Source organism: Ensifer sp. ENS07 (genome assembly GCF_014852185.1).
Classification (GTDB): domain Bacteria; phylum Pseudomonadota; class Alphaproteobacteria; order Rhizobiales; family Rhizobiaceae; genus Ensifer; species Ensifer adhaerens.
The window spans coordinates 782,307-800,404 of sequence record NZ_JACVBE010000001.1; the positions used below are offsets into that span (position 1 = coordinate 782,307).

Consider the following 18,098-nt stretch of genomic DNA (forward strand, 5'->3'; position numbering starts at 1 on the left):
TCACCCGGCCGCGACGGTCGACAACTGTGAAAGGCGACGATCGCGGATAGCGAAGGCCGTATCGATCATGTCGGCGTGGCCGTTCGTTTCGAGCACGGCCGGCGCGTCGAAGTCGTTCCAGATCTCTTCGACCTGGGTTTCGTCCTTGGCGCCCGCCAAGCCGGTTTCGATCTGCTCAAGGAAGTCACCGAGGACGAATTGAGCCTCGGTCGTTTCGCCGACTGGCTCGGACTCGATCGGTGCAGCGGCCATCGTAGGCGGCGCTGGCGGGGCGGGAGGCTTGGGCGGCGGCTGCGGGGAAACGCGCTCACTCGCCTCGTGATCAATCACGCGACCTTCCATCTCTTCGGCCGCATACATGCTGCCGACTTCCTCGGGGAATGCCTTGCGTAGGGCAGCAGCTTCAACGCACTTGTCGAACTGCCCGCGCGGGCGACGTGCCCACATGTCATTGGGAACGTCAGTCTTCCCCATGCTGGCGTAGGTTTCCTCCCAGAAGATTTTCGTATGGAAGGCGGCCTTATGGCCTTTCACCCAGCGGTAGACGACGACGCTGGCCCATTCAGGGAACCGGACCGTCTTGCTGATTTCCTCCCATTTCCCGTCGTTCTTCACCCGGCCCTTAAATGTGCGCTCGATCATGTCGCCGAAGGCTACCTCGTCGATGCCGGCATATTCGCCAGTGCGCGCCGCCGTGGTGCGTATTTCCGCAATGCCTGGCCAGACAGTCTCGACCATCTTGCCAAGTGCGCTCGACCACATCGGCACGATGTGAACCGGCTTCTTGAAGATGTCGAGGTTTCGGGACCGGCAATAGGACAGGGCCATCATGATAGCTTCTGTCGTCTTCGCGGTCGGGAATATCTGGTCGACGAGGACGCGCCACTGCGGAGCGTTGATCTCGAATTCCCTAGCCACAGACGGGGCTAGGGGAAGGCGCGACGGGGCGAGGGCGAGAACATTGTTCGCCGCCGACTTCTGGTCGACCTCAGGCGATTGCGGGCGGGTCTGGGTGCGGGCGTTCATGGCTCAAGTCCTCAAGCTGCGCGCTGTTCTTCGATGCGCTCAACACCGTCAAGCTCGTGACCTGCGCGAACGGCACGGTTGGCAAGAGCTTCGACGAGTGCTTTCATTTCGGGATGGTTTCCCAAGGCCTTCAGCGCCTTGTCGTAGTCGACGATGCGAGCCGAGACGAAGGTCCGGAGCGAGACACTCGCGCCGGTGCGGCCAGCCTTGGCGTTCTTCGGCTGTGCCGCCTGCTCCTGCCTCGCGGCTTCCTGCTGCAAGCGCTCTGCCTCGGCCTGCGCGGCGGTGTCGCTCACATCGGCCTGGGCGGCGAGTGCTTCAGCCTCGCGGCGCTTCCGTTCGGCTTCGTCGCGCTCGCGCTGCTGGCGCTCGTATTCAAGGCGCTGCTGCTCCTGCAGGAACGGCGTGACGTGCGCCTTCAGCTTCTTGGCGAGCGTGTCCGGATCTTCCTTGAGAGAGCGCCACTTGTTGTCGACCGAGCGGCCAGCGTCGAGGTGCGGTTGCTTCTCGACCTTGTGCAGGCTCTCGGCCTTCGTTTTGATGGCGGTCAGCCGCTTCGACCAGATCGCCGCCTTGTCGGCTTGGTCCTGGGTCTTGATCGGCGTCTTCATGAACGCCTCGGCTTGCTCTTTTTCGGACAGAAATTCGAGCTTCAGTGCTTCGAACGGATCAGCCGGAAGATTGTGGCCGGCGGCGGGCGCCGGCGGCTCGTCATCCCAGCCGGCGCCCTCGATCGCCTTTTGATAGGCTTCGTAGCTGACCGGGTGCGTGCGGCAGAAGTTCCAAGCGTCGCCAGCGTCGACCATGCGCTCGCCGCGCATCGCCAGCCAGGCGCCGGCTTCGTCGAGCCAGATAGCCACCGGCTCCCACTGGCCGCCCTTGAATCGCGTGCGGTAGTAGCCCTGTTCAGGCTGCCCTTCGTGCATCGGGCCGACGTTGCCCGCCAGCGCGTTCTGCCACCAAGTCCAAATGCTGTCCTGCTGCGTCATGCTAAACGCTCCTCTTAAAAACGATGTCGCGGTGAATGCTCTCAGTCCTGACGAACCCGGCCGCGAGAATGATCGCGATGGCGAAGACGAGGAGGAGTGAGAGGCCGAAGCCGGTTGCGGCTCTGTTGAACTTCTTGAGCCCACCCAAATCGGCATCTCGGGCCGGGAGAGCGCAGTTGTCGGGGCATTCGCAGTAACCGGATGCCGGGTCGCAATGGTAGGAGACGGTGCGGTTCATCGCTCATCCCTCCAATCGTCGGGGTCGTCTGCGTAATCGCTGTGGTCGTGGGTTTCAGCGATGCGAGCGCACCAGTCGTCGTCTTCCTTGTCCGTCCACGCCAAGTCGGGCGCGTCATCGCTGAAAACCTTGACGATCTCGACCTCACCGCCCTCGGGCGGATAGCAGCTTTCGGCCGGGCCATAGGAAACGCCCGGGTCGTAAGGCGAGATCGAGTATTCGACCGTTACCTCTTGGCCGTTTTCGCGCTCGAAGCTCTTGTAATAGGTGCGGGTCACAGCGTCGCTCCAACGCTGGGCGCAAACTCGCGGCTGGCGAGGCTGGCGCGGTTGTCGTATTCCGGCTGATCGACGTACGAACCTTCGCCGAAGCCAGAGGCGCGAAGGATCGCGCAGGCATCGAGGATAGCTCGGTTGTAGGCCTCGTCCTCGGACGTGTGCGAGGCGCCGCCAAGGGCTTCGACCTCTCGGTACAGTTCGTGCAGCTTCACGCGGCGTGGCTTGTAGCTCATCGTGCGATCCCCATCTGGCGGTGGTTCAAGGTGCCGTGACCGCGCTGCGTGAAGGCGAGACCATCGCGAACGGTGCGGCGCTCGCACCAATTCTCCCAGGCGTCCGACTGCCGCACGAAGTCTGGCAAAAGGCCCTCGTCGCAGACCCGTCCGCCCCAATCCGAAAGGAAGGCTTCGGCCATTGTCTCCGTGACGTCCTCGCCGTGCATGGCGTCGAGATCGAAGCGAATGTACTTCGTGGTGTCGTCGCTGAAGAGCGCACGGTCTTCGTTGTAGAGCGCATCCCGCGGTGTGCTGACGATCTCTCCGAAGAAGCCGTCGGTCTCGTTGAAATAGAACCCTTTGGGCGATCCATTGGTGACCAAGAGCGTTTCCCGGCGATGGATGAAAGGTGTTCCCGCTGGTCTGGTGGTCGGCATGTCGAAAACCTCCAAGATGAGGATTGTTCAGGTGGCGAAATCGGCGACGAGTTCCCGATGAGCGCGGCTGTAGCCACGAGCCCAAGCGGCGTGATGCTTCTCGTTGCGGTAAGGATTGCGGACCGGAGACGGGAAAGACTTCGTGCCGCGCATGGCGTCGGCGAAGCGGCCGCCGGGGAAATCTTCGTATCCACGCTGTTCGTACTCAGCGTCGTCATCGTGGACAGCAGCGAGCGACCGCTTCAGGTCCTCCAAAGCGTCTTTCAGGAGCGCTTCAGGATTGCGGATGCACGACGGGCCGACGAGAGCGATACCTGTCGCGCCAGTCGAGATGGTGAAGCCGCCAGCACCGAAGACACGCTTGATGGAGTCCAGAACCGCCAGTTCTGCTGCCTTCATCGTGAGGCAAGCCTTGTAGGCGAAGCCGTCGATGTCCCTGATGAGCTTGATGCGCATTTGCTTCGTCCTCTCGTCAGCGCCTTGCTGATGAGACGTATAGTATGCGTATAATTATATACGTCAAGAGAAAAAATACGCACTCGTATAAATCTCCGCGCATGGGCGTATACGGCGCATATGAGGAAGGACGCGCTGGACTCTCGGTCCATCGTGTGTTTTGTTCTCTATATGTTCTGTATAGGAGGTTTAAATGAGTACTCGCGAAGTGACGGAATTCGTCGTTGTGCCGCCGGACCACAAAGTAGAAGTCATTGTGAACAGCGCCGAGCGATTCAAGGCTTATCTGGCGTCAGAGTTCCCTGGCCGCAAATTCGCTTTGCAGCCGGTCGCGCCGTTCGATGACGAGAGTTTTCAGATCATCCCGATCATGGGCGCAATCGGAGATAATGGCGGCGTGCTCGCCGCATATCCGAGCCCAATGCTCATTCGCGAAATTCGCGCGGCCTGCGAGCGTTTCAACCCAGCGTCAACTCAAGGGCTGGCGGCCTAAGGTGAGGGGGTTACGCCGAGCAGGGTTTGAATTTGGGTCTGGAAAAGCATAATCGCGGCCAAAATAGCCCCGACGACGCCATACACGCCGAAAACGAATGCCTTGCTCGGAAGGTGCCTGATGTCGGCTTCAATCTTGACTGCGCGATCGCGCACGTCGCGCATGTCCGTCCGAAGCTCGGTGACATCGCGTTTGACGTGCTCAAGGTCTGCTTCAAGCTTCGCGATGCGAGCTTCCATGCCGCCATCTCCAGATGACCCGCCGCTTTTATGATGTGGCGTTAAATCAAATACGCGCTCTGAGTCAAAACGAGAATAGGGTGGCTCAGCCATCATTTCCATCCAGTTTCGTCATGATCATCGGTAAGTTGTGATGGCGGACAAACCCGCATTCAGTGCATGTCAGCGTAAACACAGGAATCGAAGCGGCTTGGCCCGTTTGCGGTTGGTAGCGCATAGGTATGTAGGCCATCTTTGGCACTGGCATCAACAAACCTCCGCCATTCTCGTAAGTCCAGTTCGGATTGCCGCAGAAAGGGCATTTTGCCTTCGATGTCTTCTTCGCCACATACTCCAGCGCGTCATGGAGAAATTGGTCGCCGTATGGGTTTTCTAGTTTATCACTCATGCCAGCTTAAGCCTCCCTTGAAGGCCTCCCGCCCTTTCGACATGGCGTAGTTGCGCCCGTGGCAGGACGGCGAAAATCTCCCCAATCCACTCAAGGGCTACGTTCTCGATAGGGGCCGCATTGAATGACGTCAGGGTAATCGGGGAGCCCTTCATGATGGTCTTCAGAAAGCGCCGGCCATCGGCGGTGCGCACCGCGGCATCTTCTCCATAGAAGGACTGGACGGGCTTTTTCTGCTCGCGATAGACGATCACGACGTGCCCGTCCTTGTAGACGGGCAGCATGCTGTCGCCGCGAACTTCTAGTGCGATCATGTCGTCCGGGAGCGGGAAGGGCACGTGGACCTGGTCGAGCCCTTCAGGTGGCACTTGTTCGAACTCTGGCAAGATCTCCGCCCCCGCACCGATGTAGCCTACGATCTTGACGATATCGCCGTGATCGAGCGCCTTCGGGCCTGCTTCGACAAACTCGTCATATAGCGCAAGGATGGCGTCTCGGCGGGCGCCCTCGGGTTCAGATCCAGAGAACCAGCGGCTGACGGTCGCCTGAGTGACGTTCAGGCGTTCGGCCAACTGCGTTTGCCGCCAGCCCGTCGCCTTCATGATTGCCCGCAATTTCTGCTCGATAGTGATCATGCTCACACCCTAGGACCGCCTGCGGCAAAACCAAAATGCGAGCGCGTATATTTTTACTCTTGCGCATAATGTGTATGCGTATAATATGCGCAACATGAACGCGATCAAACACATCCGCAAAAACATCTTCAAGGTCACCCAGGCCGAGTTTTCGGAGATTGCTGGCGTGACGCAGGCTTCGGTATCCCGGTGGGAAAAGCACGGCGTCCCTCCATCGCTCGAAGAAATGAAAGCGATACGTGAGGCGGCGCGCGAGCGGCGCATCAAATGGAACGACCGGTTTTTCTTCGAAGCGCCGGAGGCGGTCCGATGAGCGGTTTCATCTATGCCGTCGAGAGCGGCGGCCGCGTGAAGATCGGCTTCTCGGAAAAGCCTGACCGGCGTTTTCACAAGATCGCGTCCGACGCTCCGTTTCCTTGCACATTGCTGGGTTACTGGCCCGGTACCGTCGCCGACGAATTGGACATTCACGCCAAGTTCAATGCCGTGAGGGTCCATGGCGAGTGGTTCGCCGCGACCACCGATCTCCTCGTGTTTGTCTCGGCGCACGTGGTCCCTATGTCGAAGACCGTCGAGCCGAAAGGTTGCGAGCCGGCCGCATCGGTGATTGCCAAGTTTTCCAGCGTCAAGGAACTGGCGAAAGCGGCCGACGTGTCGATACACGCCGTAGGCCGCTGGCGCACCCCAAAGGAAAAGGGCGGTACTGGGGGGCATATCCCTCACTGGCATATCTCCAAGATTTTGCAGGCTGCTCAAGACATGGGGCTCCCGGTTTCGGCTGAGGACTTCTTCCCGGCGGAGGTCCGCACATGAGCGCTGATAAGCAACTCAAGGCCTACATCGATCGCGTTCTCCGCTTGAAGGAAGAACAAGACACGCTCGGCGACGATATCCGCGAGGTCTATGCCGAGGCAAAGTCGGAAGGCTATGACAAGACGATCATGGGCAAGCTCGTTGCCCATCTGCGCAAGGTTGCGAAGTCGGGCGAAGATGCCGTTTCCGAACAGGAAATGAACTTCGACACGTACCTGCAGGCCTATCACCGCGCATCTGGCACGGCGGTTGCTACGCACACGCATGAGAAGAATTCCGAGCGCTTCGATCCGCTGACCGGCGAGTTCCTCGACGACGCCCCGCGCTCCGACGCTGGCCTCGACATCGTCACCAAACACACCGAGATCGCAACGAACGAAGGAGGCGCCAACCAAGAGGAAGAACTGGCTCAAGGGAGCACTCCCGACCTCGAACCGTCTGGCCCGGACGTGAATGGGCACCAGAATTCGCCTGAAGAGGCAAACGAGATGGACCGCGACGAGATGCGAGGCGGCGAAGCCGTCCATTCCGTGCCAGCGGAAAAGGGGCGCGAGGCAATCCCGGTTGGACCGGAAGGCGTTGACCTGACCCATGCCGAAGCCGGTGAAAGCCCGGCACCCGCTTTCCTCACCAAGCCGCCATCTCCGCTGCGCCCACATTGCCAGCGTCCCGAGATGTGCGCGGGTGTCGGAAGAACTCATTGCCACACCTGCACCAAGGCGATGCGCGAGCAGGAGGAGTTCGCATGAACCTCCACGCCGTCGAGCATCAGCACGACATCGAGATTAGCAGGGCAGAGGTCTACGCGGTCGAGATCGCGACAGGCGTGCAGCTTCCCGACGAGCAGTTCGACCGAGCCGTGATGCTCGACGTCGAGCGCCGGCCACCGCGCGTCAATTCCAGAAGGAGAGCAGCATGATTGCCATTCAGATCTTGTTCGCCGCGACATTGGCCTCCGCCTTTCCGCTTCTCGCTGGTGTGGCCTGGTTCTGCGAAGCGCAGTTCAGGCGGGAGAAGGCCCAGAAGAATTTCCACGCCATGACCGACGACGAAATCGCGACGGTGATCCTGTCCGATCACCGCCGCTCGGTCACCACGGATTGATCGCGGGGTCTCCTCCTCCCTCTCTCGCGATCAACTCCGGTCCAGGCTGTCCTCCCGGTCTGGACCGGAAACTCTCAACCGGATCCGCTTGTTCGCCAGTCGCATAACGACGGCTTGAACAGCAGAACCCAAGGCAATGGCCGGTGACGACAGGGGATCGTCACCGGCGGCAAGACCATCGAGTGCGGCGGCGGTCTTGCGGAAAGGAATGAGGTTTTCGACCACCGAATGAGCGCCGACCGTTGGCGCGGTCAGGCTCTCTTCGGAATGGTCGGTAAGGTTTCTGCTCATGTGCTGCAGGTCCTCTCTAAGCAAGGACACTGTGTCATAGGCGGGAACCTAAAACATGGAAAAGAAATCCAGAATTCTGGACAAGACGAAGCAGGGAAAATGCAAGCACATGAGCGACGTTGCGACTGCAAATTACCTCATTAAATCGATCGGCGGCGGCGGCCGTATCAGCGATATGTTTTTCGAGGCTGCGGCAATCCTCCGAAAACTCTTCCCGCACAAGGGAGAACCCAAGAAGCAATGGACGGAGCGCCGTCTCAAAGCTTGGTGGAACAACGAAACCGACGTCGTTCGCCACTGGCAGATGATGGAACTCTACGCGGCTGCGGAAGCCGCAAAGAACGAACGCGAACTGCTGCGCGCAGCAAAGAGGGACCATGCCGATTCATCGAAAAGACCGCCCGTATTCGTGCGCTGGCTCAGCTTGAAGCAACGGCTGATCATCGCTGAGAAGCTGCGCGGTATCGGCTCGTCTCTCGCGGAATGGATCTGCCCGGAACTTACGGACGGGAGTGACCGGTGATGCAGCAGCTTTCGTTCTTCGACATGATGACGGCGCCTCCGGTTCCGGTTGCTGCGCCACGGCCAACCAAGGTGAATCTGTCGCCTTGGCAGATCGAGCAGCGGGACAATCGGCTCGCACGCTTCGCATACCGCGAGACCTTGCCGAGCGACGATGCCGGAATGCTCAATCAAGCATGGGCAGAACTGCGCACCTATGACGCCGCGGTTCGGAATGCCGACTACGACGGTATGGTCACGTCCGGGAACCGCTTGAAGGCGATTGGTGAGCATGCGTTCGGTTTGACGCCAGCCGAAGCTGCAAAAGGTGGTCCGCCAGACGGCAATGAACGGTTCTTCTGCCTTTACGATGCATGGGACTGGTTGTCCGCCTCACTTGCCGCGAATGACGGCGAGACCCCGATGTTCGGCCAGAAAGGCCGCTTTGAGATCGAGGTTGCCGGCTGCCGAGTTGACTTCGCCTATGCCGGGATCTTCGGCCTTTGCGGTGGCGATGCTCGTGTCATCGACCAGGACAAGCCGTTCTTCTCCGAGACGGGCTATCGATCATTCCAAGTCTGCCCAGACGACTACGTCATCGCCGCGGCCAAGCTCGATTGCAAGGGCTGGCTTGAGCGTGTCTGCCTGGGACAGCTTACCGAAGGCGGCAAGAGGAAGGTCCAGCTGACACGCGCTTGGCCGTCGTACGCTCGGTCGTGGCGAGACGCTCGAGCTTTTGCTGAAAAGTACGCCCGCATAGACGGATGGTCGGAAGAGCGGCTGGCCGAGCATGAGATGCGTCAAGCTGCCGCGCTTGAGCAGATGGCGGCAAACGGCATCGACCCGGACGAAGTCTGGAGGACGCGCCGATGACCGATCCCGCCGAAATGATCGCTTGGCTGGATCGCCGCATCGCCAGCGCCATGACCTGGCTCGAAGACCACGGCCACGGCTCGAAGAAGCCGCGCCCAGAAAACGAGATCACCACCAAGGAATACGACATCGCCCGGTTCGAGGAGATCAAGGCCGCGTACCTGAAGGCGCTTGAGCGGAGAAATCAGGAAGGGGCGGCAGCGTGAGCTCGTCAGTGCAACTTCGTTACACTGGCGTCGGCAATGGCCTCCAGAAACGCGTCTCGCGCTGGTTCCCATGGGTAGGTGCCGAGCATCGCGTCTGTGCACTTGCTGAGGGCATCCGAGTAGCCGACACCATGATCGACAGGCCAGCTCCCGCTGAGCAGGGTGGCCGCCCGGCCGGGCGTCCAAACGATCTGCACTCCGTCGAGCTTCGGAAGCTGGATGATCACGCATTCGTTCCAGTTCTCGATCATCGCCAGCCTCCTTTCTTTTCGCTCGTTCAGCGGGCGTCAGGCTCTCAGTTTCGGCGGCTTGTCATTCTCGTCTGGGTTCTGGTTGGGAACCTTTTCCGGAAGGATGTCGGGCTCTCTGTCCGGTGGTTTGGGCACGTCTGGCGGAACATCCGGCGGCAGGTCCGGCGTGAAATCTGGGTCTGGGATGTCCGGTATCGGGGTCCTTGGCATGGAGGCCTCCTCTTTGGTGGTGCAACCGCGACCGAGGGGTGTTTGTTCCAGGAGTTCGGCCCGTTCGCTGCTAGCCGTGAGTGGGGAGGTCGGACGTGATTAAGCTGCACCTCCCATACCCGCCGTCAGGCTGGGACCTATACGACGGCTGGGGCGCGAAGCGCCGGCTGTCGCCGACCTACAAGAAATGGCGGACTGACGCGGGCTACTTCATCAAGGCGCCTGCTACACCGATCGACAAGCCGTTCGCGCTCCACGTCGCGTTGCGCCGGCAGAACATGCGCCAGGACCTCGACAACCGGTCCAAGGCAATCCTCGACTGCCTGCAGCACTATGGCGTCATCAAGAACGACAATCTCTGCGAGCGGCTGACCATGTGCTGGGACAGCGAGCTTCCGGCTGAGTGCGTGGTCATCGTCCAGGTATGCGAAGAGGGGATGGCGGCATGAGAAGCGATTTCGCTCGGGCCGACGGTCGATGGCGGCCGAGTACTCCCTCTAACTCGAGGTCTTCAGCGATTTGCAGTTCTGTACACTCGTACCGCTTTTTCTATCCGGTCCCGGTATTTGGTGACGGCAGAAAAGGCTTCCGTCATTTCAACGAAGGCCGCCTGCACCGCTTGCATAGCAAGGTTTTGGACATCGTTGCCGCCATAATCCTTGATTGCTGCTATGGCGTCCGCAAGCGTGTCTCGTCCCTTGGCAAGTGCCTCACCCGTGTCGCCAATTGTGTGGCTGAAGTCGTCATGGGTCTCTCTGGACAACAGCATTTGAAGCCGCAGCAGCGATTGTCTGCATTCCTCAATATCGAGATGCCTAACCGCTGCTGGTCCTTTGTTGAAACTGAGCGACGCAGCCAAACCAGCAATGAGCGGCTTGGTCATCTCATCACAGCTCCCCTCCACGGTATCGCAAAGTATTTCGCTTTGTCTCTGGCTCGCCTTGGTGAGCTGACGATGTTGGTCGACCAAGAAGAAGAGGGTCGCGATCGTTGCGATCGAGCCCACCCAACTGCCAACCGCAGAGAACCATTCACGGATACAGCCTTGCTCGTTTTCTCCGCATGGAGACTGCACAAAGTACAAGAGCGCAATTGTCACTGCGGCCACCACGGCAGCGCAGATCGCAACGATAAGTGCCAGCGATCGCCACCTCATTCTTTCCCCTTCTCGCGCGATTGGCGTGCCACGGCTTATTGCAACTGGTTTCGTTGCCTCCGGCAATCGCCCCTCGCTACTCAATTTGGGGGAGGCATGCCGAGATGATCCCGACATCTGTGCTGGTGAAGATGGCGATGCTTGGCCTTACCGCGGAGCAGGCGGCTGAGGTTGCCGACATGCTCGCGGCCGTCGAGACCGCAACGAAGGACGAAGCAGGGGCATCGATTGAGGCTCGGCGCAAGTCGGACCGCGAGCGCAAGCAGCGCCAACGTCACGTGACGTCACGTGACGTCGCGGGACAGGACGTGACCGAACGGGACAACCCCACCCCTGATAAAGAAAGGTCCCCCACACCCCCTAAAGAAATTAACCCCACCCCATCCTCGCTTCGCTCGGAAAACAAACGCGGGGCGCGCTTGCCCGCCGATTGGGCTCTGCCGGCAGCATGGGGGCAGTGGGCCGTCGGTCAGGGCCATTCCGAAGCAACTATCCGCCTCGAGGCCGACAAGTTCCGCGATTTCTGGGTCGGCAAGAGCGGCAAGGACGCCGCAAAGCTCGATTGGGAGGCCACATGGCGCAACTGGATGCGCAACGTCGCCAAGCCACGGGCTCAAGCCCAGGCGCCGCCCCGGCCGATGAGCCCTCACATGCAGCGCCAACACGACATCCACCAGAAACTGAAACGAGACCTCTACGGTGAGCCAGATGACAAATTTGCCGACCAGACTGTCGACCTTGGAGCAGGGGATTTCCGCTCTCACTGAAAAGCTTTCGCCGTGCGGCGTCGACGAGGTCGGCAAGTGCATTGCCTCGCTGATGGATGCCGGCATGATGATCCCGGGTTCTATCCAGTCGGAAGATCCGATCGAGGAATATCGGATTGCGCTGAAGGGCGTCCCGCTCCACGGCCTGCGCACCGTCTTCGTCCGGCTGAAGCGTGGCGAATACGATATGCCGAACCGTTCCTTCCTGCCGATCCCTTCCGAGATGGCGGCTATGGCCAACCTCGAATGCCGAAGCCTCCGCGAAGAGCGTATGCGCGCCTCGGAGATGAGCAAGGCGGCGCGCGACAACGCCGCCATCACCGGCCCGCGTATGACGCGATACGGCCTCAAGGATCTGCGCGTGACCCAGGAAGAGCAGGCGAGGGACCTAGCGCGCCAAGGGTACGTCTACCACGCCGAATGCCAGTCGCATGACGAGTTCACCAATGGCTGCAAGCGCCGCCGGTGGCCGGTGGGCGCCAGGCACCTCTGGGCAATCAACCAGGTATGGGCGCCTGGCGTCGCAAAGCAGGCCATAACGGAGGTGCAGGCCGATGCTGCGTAAACTCCGCCTCCGCCCAGACGCCAACGATCACGTCATCGCCTTCCGCGTCCACCAGTTACGGACGCTCGGGCACCTCACGCCAACCGATTACGTCCGGCTTCGCAGCCTCGAGCTCCGTATCCCGTCAAAGATTATGCTGGGCCCGTCGCAACGCCGGAGCGTCACGACACACCGTCATCGCATCATGTGGGAGCTTCGCGAGCAGAGACGCATGTCGCTGCACGCTATCGCCCGAGTCTTCTCGCGGGACCACACGACCGTCGCCTACGCCTTGAACAAGATCGAAATGGAGAACGCCCTATGAACTACGCCAACACTAACCGCCAACCGGCGTGGTATGCAGTTCGAACAGTCCCAGGATCCCAGAAGCCGAGGCGCGAGTATGCCGTCGAGCAGACGACGCTCGACAAGGATGGCAAGCCACGAGGGAAGGGGTACCGGATCGTTCCAGCCCTCGATCACCGGATCTCGGCCATTGAGCGTTCGCTGACAGAAAACGGCTTCAACTGCTACATGCCGTCGGAAAAGCGACTGATCCGCGACCGCAAGCACACCGATCTTTGGAAGGTCCGTCGGTTTGCACTTCTCGTTGGCTACGTCTTCGTCCGCGAGCCGCACGATTGGCGGTTGCTTGAAGCGACGCCAGGAGTTGCGGGCATCGTAAAGGGGGCTGACGGTCGTCCGCTTCCGATCGATGTTATGGATGTTCTGGCTGTCAGGGCGGCCGAGGCTGACGCCGAAGTCGAGTTCGACCGCAGACAACGCCTTGCGCGCCAAGTCCTGCGTAAGAACGCAAAGACCGATCCACGCTTGAAAATGCTGATCGGCAAGCTCGATATTGCAGGCACTCTGACGGTTCCGATGGACTACAATTTCATCGCCGCGTGACCGCCGAAAGGCCGGCGGCCTACAATGGCCGCCGGCGGGTCTTAGCGCTTGAGGTTGACGAGAACGTCAAGCAAGTCCGAGGCGGTCTGGAAGACCTTAGAGTTGGCAGTGTAGTTGCGCTGAGATTCGATCATGGACGTCAACTCGTTGGCGATATCGACGTTCGAGCCTTCGAGCGCACGTGAGATGATCCTGCCCATCTCGCCCGATTTCGGATAGCCCATGACGACCACCCCAGAGTCCGTGCCCTGTGAATAGACGTTTCCGGTTTCCGGGCGAAGCTTATCGGGGCTTTGAACGTTGGCCAGCGCGATGCGGTACCTCGGGTCAAGATCACCGTTATCATACCTCAGTGACACGATGCCTTCGTCGCTGATTTCAAACCCAGACACTTTGCTGACGGAGTTACCGTTGACATCGCCATTCGCGACCGTGAAATCGGCTCCCACCTGGGTCGTGCCGTCGATGTCGATATGCAGGGAGTTGAGCAAAGCTCCATTGGTGGCGACACTCCCCGTCGTCAGGGACTTCGGCCACAGCAACTGGCCTTTAGCATCGAATTTCAGCTCGATTGTGCTTCCCGCCGCGCTGCCGTCAAACTCCAGATCGATCGTCGACGGCCCTGAAACGGACGTCAGCCCATTCAAGACAAGAGTGCCTGGCCCCAACATGACGCCGCCGCCGAGATCTATTTCGGGTATGTCCATAGGCTCGGGGTCGAGATAATTCCCGCTCGCATCGAACTCGTTGGCGTGCAGTTGGTCGGAGAAGAGGGGGGTTCCCGCATGGCTGACGGTGAACTCCCATCCCGCAGGGGTCATCTCATACAGGATGTCGACGGTTTGCAGCGATCCGTCTGAAGCGTAGAAATCCGAATGGGTAAGATGGGTCGTGCCGACTGCAGCGGATGCGTCAAGATTTCCGCTCAAGACAGCATTCGTCGACGGTTGGGCCGGATGCGCCAGCACCGATGTACCGTTGTATGTGGCGTCGACCACCCACTCGTTGGCAGACGTCTTCGTGTACTTGAAATCTATAAGGCAGGTATTCCCCTGTGTGTCGTATGCAACCAAGGATGTGGACTTGGAAAAACCGACCGACGCACCCGATGGCAGGTTCACGTCTAGAGCCCCGGCTGTCGATCCAGTCGCAGAAAGGCCGCCGCCCTCAATGTTGATGTCGCGCAAGCCATCGTAGCCGTTGACGACAACCGTAGGGTCCTGGTTTGAGGAATACTCGTACCCCATGAGCTTGAAGCCGCTGGTATTGATGAGTTTTCCGTCTTTGTCCTGAACGAATGATCCGGCGCGCGTCAGGAAATTCTCGCCACTAGCGCCCTGGACAATGAAAAAGCCGCCGCCGTCGATCGCGAGGTCGCTATCCGAGGTGGTATAGGTCGTCGCGCCCTGCTGCGAGATGCTGTAGCGCACCTGCGTCTCGACACCGCCCGAGTTGTAGTTGCCGCCGCCCGAAGGCAGGATCATCGACGAAAACTCGGTCGAGGCGCGCTTGTAGCCCGTCGTATTGGCGTTTGCGATGTTCTCGGCGACAGTGCCCAAGCGGTTCGACTGGGCGTTCATGCCAGAAACGCCGGTTCTCATGCTGCCGTATAGACTCATCATGCACCCTCAGTTGTATGCAATCACCAATGGTGTTCACAGCTTGCGCGAAGCTGTCGCCTAGACTTGCAATTGTGAGCGTTCTCGGTTAGTTCTGTTTAGGTGATTTGGATCACAGGCGACGGGGATTCGTCCCGGCCACCCAGGAGGCTCCTATGCAAGTCTCGCGTTGGGGAAATGCACCCAAATTTCAGGGCGGCGTTGACCGCCCTTTCCATTTCTGATTGCCCGGTAGTGTTGCTGGAAAATGCGGTAGACCCCGACCGGGCAAGCGCGAACGCCATTGGGTCTCCCCGCAAGGTAGGGGAGCTATCCCTCACAAAGGCAACAGCGATCAAGAATATGGTTCTTGGTGGCGTATACTGCCACTTGAACTATCGGGAAGGGTATTTGCGTACCGCAGGCAAGCAACACGTCCGCTATTGCCACGGTGAGGTTGAAGCCCTCGCTCGCTAGTGTTCCCTCAGCCTTCAACTTGCAGTACAGAGGGCAGATCATGGGCGCCACTGGCACGATGATTTCCTGGACGTTGGCAGTGATTGCCAGTGCCAGGAATTCTGCAAGTTCCTTGGAAAACTGGCCATCCCAGTAACCGAACCTCTCGGCGTCGTCGAGGTAAAGCTCTCTGCCGAGGGCTTCATATTGCTTGCGAAGGCTGTCCTCTATTTGTTCACGGCCCCCCGGCGAGAGGAGGACATGCGAAAGTGTGAAGACATTCTCGCTGTCGTCGAATTCAGCTCGTAGTTCAGCCAAGATCGCGGACCGTGTTTCGTCCATCCAGCCCCCCCGTGCCAAGTGATAGCGCCAACTATAAGTTAAGTGATGGCTAAAATAAATATACTCTTGCAGGCAAGCGCGCCCACCCAAGGACCGCCGTCTATGCGCAGGGTGGTCGCACTCAAATTCTGCCGATCCGAAGAGATTAGAAATCCGCTTCCGTATCCTTGGTGTTCTTGGATCGTTCGCAGAGCATTAGAAATTAAACTTTCAGTAGAAAGTCAGGGTTTTCGTCGGAGTAGAGCACCCGGTATCAAGCACAATGCTAGGCGCCGCAATAGAGTTTCAGTGAGGCGGCGCGCTTGCCAATCTCAACAGATCTCGCAACAGCGGAAGGGTTTTGCGGTGGGAGCTTACCGCCGCTTGATTGCACCATGACTTCGAGGGCTTTTTCGATTTCTGTCAGATCGACAGTCTTCTTCTGCGCAAGAAACCAAGCTGAGGTTTTCTGCCGTATCATATTGCGAAATCCTGCCTCGACGGCGCCCTTGTCCTTCAGCGGGGCAATCACGCGCATGCGCGCGGGTTTCCCGTCGGAAGTGCAACCGTAGACAAAAATGCCGTTCTTCGCGGCGATCGCGTCCGCGCTATAAAGCGAGAGCGCCCCGGCTATTAGCACTGTAGCAGTCAACGTTGTTTTCACAGTTGCCCCTCGAAGTTCCCCCAGGCACAACGTTCACTCAATGTCGCAACAAATGCGAGTTGTGCCCCTGGAAGCCGCGACGACCACAGTACGTCGATGCGCAGGGTGGTCGCCTTCATCCCTGGGGTATTGGTAGTAGCGACCTTCACCCCCGCCGCCTTGATTGAACTGTTGACACCGCTCAATTAAAGCATGGAGGTAGACGTATATGCAGGGGTCGCGATGGCGGACGAGAAGCCAACAAAGAGTGGCCGGCCAGTATCGGCGCTTAAGGTCGTGTGGTCGGTATCGATCGTCCTGGCGGCGACTGCTATCGGCGCCCACTATGGTTGGGATAACCACGGAGTCGTCGGAGCGTTAGCGTTAGGTTTCGTGGGCTTCGTAGCCGGCTGTTTCCTCAGTTCACCGTCGCTGCTGTTGCAATTGCTATCATAAACATCATGTCGGAGTAGAGCAGCCCGGTAGCTCGTCAGCCTCATAAGCTGGAGGTCGCAGGTTCGAATCCTGTCTCCGCAACCAATCAGGCGAAGTTCGGCGCGTCGTCGCCTTCGCCGTGCGCAAGGAACGCCATAAGCGCTGAGATAAGTTGCTCCGCTGTTGCGCGGTCGATCGTCACCTCGACGACTTCTTCTTGCTCGGCCATAAGCTCAAGCCGACCAATGAGTGGATCCGTGGATACCACTTCTACGCCATTGCCTTGATATTCCGCCTCAAGCGAGGCCCACGCGTTGCTCATCGTCGTCTCCCCTCGACGTTTATTAGCATTATACGATAAGTCTCCCTTAACGCGAAAGGAAGCCGCATGCGTTCGCATGGTTACGTATATGCCTACAGCCGCCTGTTCGTCATCGCCGACATCATCTCCGCGGTCGCGGTTGTCGTCGCATCTCTCGCACTTGCCGTCGTTCGATACGGCGCCAGCGTCACCTATTCCCTGCAGGGCCTCGGCCTCACCGCCTATCGCGTCGTCGGCTCTCTCAAGCCGGTATACCGTGAGAGCTACGCCACCCACGGACTGAGTCTCGATGCCGGCCGAATGCGTTGCTGATCCCGCCTGCCTGAATAGGGAGCCGAACCTCTGGCCCGGTTCCCCGATGTCTCAACTTGTGCCCCCAGGAGAGGGTAGAGGTTGGAACATGCCCACCTTACTCACGCCACGATAGTCCTCGCGCCCGGAATACCGTCCTCAATTGCTCGAGTATTTCCTTCTCGGAACGGTGTTGGAAAAGATGAGACAGCACTGCAGCTATCGTCGGTAAATCTACCTCTCGCGGTTTAGCCTGTTCCGCGTAGGTAGCGTGAGCTTCGATCTGAGCAAGCAGCAGTTCTTCGTCGTTCATATAGTTCCCCTGTCACCGAGGGCTCAGGTTGGGCGATCAGTCGGTCTATAGCAAGTGGTGATTTGATGCGCCCGCAACCGCCTCCGTCAATGTTTGGCGACATTACCTCGCCAGCCTTCGCTCCGGCCGAAGACCTGCCAGACTGGGTAGACGCGATGTTCCTGGACCCGGCGTCGCCGGTTCACAATGTGGATCATCTGCACCTCAGCTTCGCCGATATCGGCTACCTCTGGACCACAGTCGGCAACAGCAAGAAGGGTCGCCGCGTCATCGGCCAGTGCGAGACAGGATCTCCACAGGGCACGATGGGCAAGTGGTCACGCGCTCGGGCAGAGATGCAGGTAAAGCAGTGGTTCGGTCACGTCCCGCACTTCATCATCACGCTGGACGCCGACTACTGCCGAGAGTGTGGGGATGCCGAGTTTATGGCTTTGGTCGAGCACGAGCTCTATCACGCCGCCCAGGACGTCGATGCTTTCGGCGCCCCGAAGTTCAGCAAGTCGACCGGACGCCCGGTGTTCGTCATCCGCGGTCACGACGTCGAAGAATTCGTCGGAGTGGTCAGACGTTACGGTGCAGATGCTGCCGGCGTCCGGGCCATGGTCGATGCAGCCTACCAGAAACCCGAGATTGCCAGAGTGCAGATCGCCCATGCATGCGGCACCTGCCAGCTAAAGGTTGCGTGACGCGACAATGAAGC

The 18,098-nt window shown here is 59.5% G+C and carries 34 protein-coding genes and 1 tRNA gene; 17 read left to right on the top strand and 18 right to left on the bottom strand.

Features of this window, described 5'->3' with window-relative positions; genetic code table 11:
- The 7 genes from bet to IB277_RS03845 are packed head-to-tail and all read right to left on the bottom strand — an operon-like array spanning position 1 to position 3,639.
- Positions 1 to 1,026, bottom strand: coding sequence for a phage recombination protein Bet (gene bet / locus IB277_RS03815; RefSeq protein WP_192370724.1), 1,026 nt, complete (start codon positions 1,024 to 1,026; stop codon positions 1 to 3).
- Between the two features lie 11 nt (positions 1,027 to 1,037).
- Positions 1,038 to 2,015: a hypothetical protein gene (locus IB277_RS03820; protein ID WP_192370725.1), complete on the bottom strand. Its 978-nt coding sequence runs from the start codon at positions 2,013 to 2,015 to the stop codon at positions 1,038 to 1,040.
- A 1-nt stretch (position 2,016) separates the two neighbouring features.
- Positions 2,017 to 2,253 carry a hypothetical protein gene (locus IB277_RS03825; protein WP_192370726.1) on the bottom strand — a complete coding sequence of 79 codons (237 nt, stop codon included), beginning with the start codon at positions 2,251 to 2,253 and terminating at the stop codon, positions 2,017 to 2,019.
- Positions 2,250 to 2,531 (bottom strand): hypothetical protein, encoded by a 282-nt coding sequence (locus tag IB277_RS03830; RefSeq protein WP_192370727.1) that lies wholly within the window; start codon positions 2,529 to 2,531, stop codon positions 2,250 to 2,252. The genes IB277_RS03825 and IB277_RS03830 overlap by 4 nt, the downstream gene beginning before the upstream one ends.
- Positions 2,528 to 2,764: a hypothetical protein gene (locus IB277_RS03835; RefSeq protein ID WP_192370728.1), complete on the bottom strand. Its 237-nt coding sequence runs from the start codon at positions 2,762 to 2,764 to the stop codon at positions 2,528 to 2,530. The genes IB277_RS03830 and IB277_RS03835 overlap by 4 nt, the downstream gene beginning before the upstream one ends.
- Positions 2,761 to 3,183 carry a hypothetical protein gene (locus IB277_RS03840; protein ID WP_192370729.1) on the bottom strand — a complete coding sequence of 141 codons (423 nt, stop codon included), beginning with the start codon at positions 3,181 to 3,183 and terminating at the stop codon, positions 2,761 to 2,763. Before IB277_RS03840 ends, IB277_RS03835 begins: the two co-directional genes overlap by 4 nt.
- 27 nt (positions 3,184 to 3,210) lie before the next feature.
- Positions 3,211 to 3,639, bottom strand: a complete 429-nt coding sequence (locus IB277_RS03845; RefSeq protein ID WP_192370730.1) for a hypothetical protein — start codon at positions 3,637 to 3,639, stop codon at positions 3,211 to 3,213.
- 193 nt (positions 3,640 to 3,832) lie between these two features.
- On the opposite strand from IB277_RS03845, the gene IB277_RS03850 reads away from it, so the two are divergent.
- Complete coding sequence (locus IB277_RS03850) at positions 3,833 to 4,132, top strand: hypothetical protein (RefSeq protein ID WP_192370731.1); 300 nt, start codon at positions 3,833 to 3,835, stop codon at positions 4,130 to 4,132.
- Here IB277_RS03850 and IB277_RS03855 read toward each other — a convergent pair.
- From IB277_RS03855 to IB277_RS03865, 3 genes are read right to left on the bottom strand one after another with little or no spacing between them, the layout of a single operon-like run.
- Entirely contained in the window at positions 4,129 to 4,464 is a 336-nt protein-coding gene (locus IB277_RS03855) for a hypothetical protein (RefSeq protein ID WP_210339572.1), read from the bottom strand. The two genes, IB277_RS03850 and IB277_RS03855, sit on opposite strands and share 4 nt — an antisense overlap.
- Positions 4,457 to 4,759: a hypothetical protein gene (locus IB277_RS03860; RefSeq protein ID WP_192370733.1), complete on the bottom strand. Its 303-nt coding sequence runs from the start codon at positions 4,757 to 4,759 to the stop codon at positions 4,457 to 4,459. Before IB277_RS03860 ends, IB277_RS03855 begins: the two co-directional genes overlap by 8 nt.
- Entirely contained in the window at positions 4,756 to 5,394 is a 639-nt protein-coding gene (locus IB277_RS03865; protein WP_192370734.1) for an XRE family transcriptional regulator, read from the bottom strand. The genes IB277_RS03860 and IB277_RS03865 overlap by 4 nt, the downstream gene beginning before the upstream one ends.
- Before the next feature lie 94 nt (positions 5,395 to 5,488).
- Between IB277_RS03865 and IB277_RS03870 the strand changes: the two genes are divergently transcribed.
- Genes IB277_RS03870 through IB277_RS03890 form a run of 5 tightly spaced genes read left to right on the top strand, consistent with a single transcriptional unit; the run spans position 5,489 to position 7,311 of the window.
- Positions 5,489 to 5,707, top strand: coding sequence for a helix-turn-helix domain-containing protein (locus tag IB277_RS03870; protein WP_192370735.1), 219 nt, complete (start codon positions 5,489 to 5,491; stop codon positions 5,705 to 5,707).
- Positions 5,704 to 6,207, top strand: coding sequence for a GIY-YIG nuclease family protein (locus IB277_RS03875; protein WP_192370736.1), 504 nt, complete (start codon positions 5,704 to 5,706; stop codon positions 6,205 to 6,207). Before IB277_RS03870 ends, IB277_RS03875 begins: the two co-directional genes overlap by 4 nt.
- Entirely contained in the window at positions 6,204 to 6,956 is a 753-nt protein-coding gene (locus IB277_RS03880; protein WP_192370737.1) for a DUF2312 domain-containing protein, read from the top strand. The genes IB277_RS03875 and IB277_RS03880 overlap by 4 nt, the downstream gene beginning before the upstream one ends.
- On the top strand, positions 6,953 to 7,126 hold the full coding sequence (locus IB277_RS03885; protein WP_192370738.1) for a hypothetical protein: 174 nt from the start codon (positions 6,953 to 6,955) through the stop codon (positions 7,124 to 7,126). The genes IB277_RS03880 and IB277_RS03885 overlap by 4 nt, the downstream gene beginning before the upstream one ends.
- Positions 7,123 to 7,311 (top strand): hypothetical protein, encoded by a 189-nt coding sequence (locus IB277_RS03890; RefSeq protein ID WP_192370739.1) that lies wholly within the window; start codon positions 7,123 to 7,125, stop codon positions 7,309 to 7,311. The genes IB277_RS03885 and IB277_RS03890 overlap by 4 nt, the downstream gene beginning before the upstream one ends.
- 30 nt (positions 7,312 to 7,341) lie before the next feature.
- Here IB277_RS03890 and IB277_RS03895 read toward each other — a convergent pair whose 3' ends face one another.
- Positions 7,342 to 7,602: a hypothetical protein gene (locus IB277_RS03895; RefSeq protein ID WP_192370880.1), complete on the bottom strand. Its 261-nt coding sequence runs from the start codon at positions 7,600 to 7,602 to the stop codon at positions 7,342 to 7,344.
- A gap of 55 nt (positions 7,603 to 7,657) precedes the next feature.
- Between IB277_RS03895 and IB277_RS03900 the strand changes: the two genes are divergently transcribed.
- Genes IB277_RS03900 through IB277_RS03910 form a run of 3 tightly spaced genes read left to right on the top strand, consistent with a single transcriptional unit; the run spans position 7,658 to position 9,182 of the window.
- Positions 7,658 to 8,125 (top strand): hypothetical protein, encoded by a 468-nt coding sequence (locus IB277_RS03900; RefSeq protein WP_246812693.1) that lies wholly within the window; start codon positions 7,658 to 7,660, stop codon positions 8,123 to 8,125.
- Entirely contained in the window at positions 8,125 to 8,976 is an 852-nt protein-coding gene (locus IB277_RS03905) for a hypothetical protein (protein WP_192370740.1), read from the top strand. The genes IB277_RS03900 and IB277_RS03905 overlap by 1 nt, the downstream gene beginning before the upstream one ends.
- A complete protein-coding gene (locus IB277_RS03910) occupies positions 8,973 to 9,182 on the top strand; it encodes a hypothetical protein (RefSeq protein WP_159415524.1) in 210 nt (69 codons plus the stop codon). The genes IB277_RS03905 and IB277_RS03910 overlap by 4 nt, the downstream gene beginning before the upstream one ends.
- Positions 9,183 to 9,187: 5 nt before the next feature.
- On the opposite strand, the gene IB277_RS03915 is transcribed toward IB277_RS03910, so the two are convergent.
- Together IB277_RS03915 and IB277_RS03920 are read right to left on the bottom strand one after the other, a co-directional pair.
- Positions 9,188 to 9,433, bottom strand: coding sequence for a DUF982 domain-containing protein (locus IB277_RS03915; protein WP_192370741.1), 246 nt, complete (start codon positions 9,431 to 9,433; stop codon positions 9,188 to 9,190).
- Between the two features lie 36 nt (positions 9,434 to 9,469).
- Positions 9,470 to 9,643, bottom strand: a complete 174-nt coding sequence (locus IB277_RS03920) for a hypothetical protein (protein ID WP_192370742.1) — start codon at positions 9,641 to 9,643, stop codon at positions 9,470 to 9,472.
- 95 nt (positions 9,644 to 9,738) lie between these two features.
- Between IB277_RS03920 and IB277_RS03925 the strand changes: the two genes are divergently transcribed.
- Positions 9,739 to 10,092, top strand: coding sequence for a RusA family crossover junction endodeoxyribonuclease (locus tag IB277_RS03925; protein WP_159415522.1), 354 nt, complete (start codon positions 9,739 to 9,741; stop codon positions 10,090 to 10,092).
- A gap of 62 nt (positions 10,093 to 10,154) precedes the next feature.
- Here IB277_RS03925 and IB277_RS03930 read toward each other — a convergent pair whose 3' ends face one another.
- Entirely contained in the window at positions 10,155 to 10,799 is a 645-nt protein-coding gene (locus IB277_RS03930; RefSeq protein WP_192370743.1) for a hypothetical protein, read from the bottom strand.
- 104 nt (positions 10,800 to 10,903) lie between these two features.
- On the opposite strand from IB277_RS03930, the gene IB277_RS03935 reads away from it, so the two are divergent.
- Genes IB277_RS03935 through IB277_RS03950 form a run of 4 tightly spaced genes read left to right on the top strand, consistent with a single transcriptional unit; the run spans position 10,904 to position 13,019 of the window.
- A complete protein-coding gene (locus tag IB277_RS03935; RefSeq protein WP_192370881.1) occupies positions 10,904 to 11,566 on the top strand; it encodes a hypothetical protein in 663 nt (220 codons plus the stop codon).
- Positions 11,508 to 12,131, top strand: coding sequence for a hypothetical protein (locus IB277_RS03940; RefSeq protein WP_192370744.1), 624 nt, complete (start codon positions 11,508 to 11,510; stop codon positions 12,129 to 12,131). Before IB277_RS03935 ends, IB277_RS03940 begins: the two co-directional genes overlap by 59 nt.
- Entirely contained in the window at positions 12,121 to 12,435 is a 315-nt protein-coding gene (locus tag IB277_RS03945) for a helix-turn-helix domain-containing protein (RefSeq protein ID WP_192370745.1), read from the top strand. Before IB277_RS03940 ends, IB277_RS03945 begins: the two co-directional genes overlap by 11 nt.
- Positions 12,432 to 13,019: a transcription termination/antitermination protein NusG gene (locus tag IB277_RS03950; protein ID WP_192370746.1), complete on the top strand. Its 588-nt coding sequence runs from the start codon at positions 12,432 to 12,434 to the stop codon at positions 13,017 to 13,019. Before IB277_RS03945 ends, IB277_RS03950 begins: the two co-directional genes overlap by 4 nt.
- A gap of 41 nt (positions 13,020 to 13,060) precedes the next feature.
- On the opposite strand, the gene IB277_RS03955 is transcribed toward IB277_RS03950, so the two are convergent.
- From IB277_RS03955 to IB277_RS03965, 3 genes are all read right to left on the bottom strand, one after another.
- A complete protein-coding gene (locus IB277_RS03955; RefSeq protein WP_192370869.1) occupies positions 13,061 to 14,638 on the bottom strand; it encodes a flagellar hook protein FlgE in 1,578 nt (525 codons plus the stop codon).
- Between the two features lie 309 nt (positions 14,639 to 14,947).
- Positions 14,948 to 15,415 (bottom strand): hypothetical protein, encoded by a 468-nt coding sequence (locus IB277_RS03960; RefSeq protein ID WP_192370747.1) that lies wholly within the window; start codon positions 15,413 to 15,415, stop codon positions 14,948 to 14,950.
- Positions 15,416 to 15,680: 265 nt separating this feature from the next.
- Positions 15,681 to 16,058 carry a hypothetical protein gene (locus IB277_RS03965; RefSeq protein ID WP_192370748.1) on the bottom strand — a complete coding sequence of 126 codons (378 nt, stop codon included), beginning with the start codon at positions 16,056 to 16,058 and terminating at the stop codon, positions 15,681 to 15,683.
- A gap of 441 nt (positions 16,059 to 16,499) precedes the next feature.
- On the opposite strand from IB277_RS03965, the gene IB277_RS03970 reads away from it, so the two are divergent.
- Positions 16,500 to 16,577: transfer RNA gene (locus IB277_RS03970), tRNA-Met, on the top strand.
- A 1-nt stretch (position 16,578) separates the two neighbouring features.
- Here the strand turns inward: IB277_RS03970 and IB277_RS03975 are convergent.
- Complete coding sequence (locus IB277_RS03975; protein ID WP_192370749.1) at positions 16,579 to 16,794, bottom strand: hypothetical protein; 216 nt, start codon at positions 16,792 to 16,794, stop codon at positions 16,579 to 16,581.
- Between the two features lie 66 nt (positions 16,795 to 16,860).
- Between IB277_RS03975 and IB277_RS03980 the strand changes: the two genes are divergently transcribed.
- Complete coding sequence (locus tag IB277_RS03980) at positions 16,861 to 17,106, top strand: hypothetical protein (protein ID WP_192370750.1); 246 nt, start codon at positions 16,861 to 16,863, stop codon at positions 17,104 to 17,106.
- Positions 17,107 to 17,463: 357 nt separating this feature from the next.
- Entirely contained in the window at positions 17,464 to 18,084 is a 621-nt protein-coding gene (locus tag IB277_RS03985) for a putative metallopeptidase (protein WP_192370751.1), read from the top strand.
- Positions 18,085 to 18,098 lie beyond the last annotated feature (14 nt).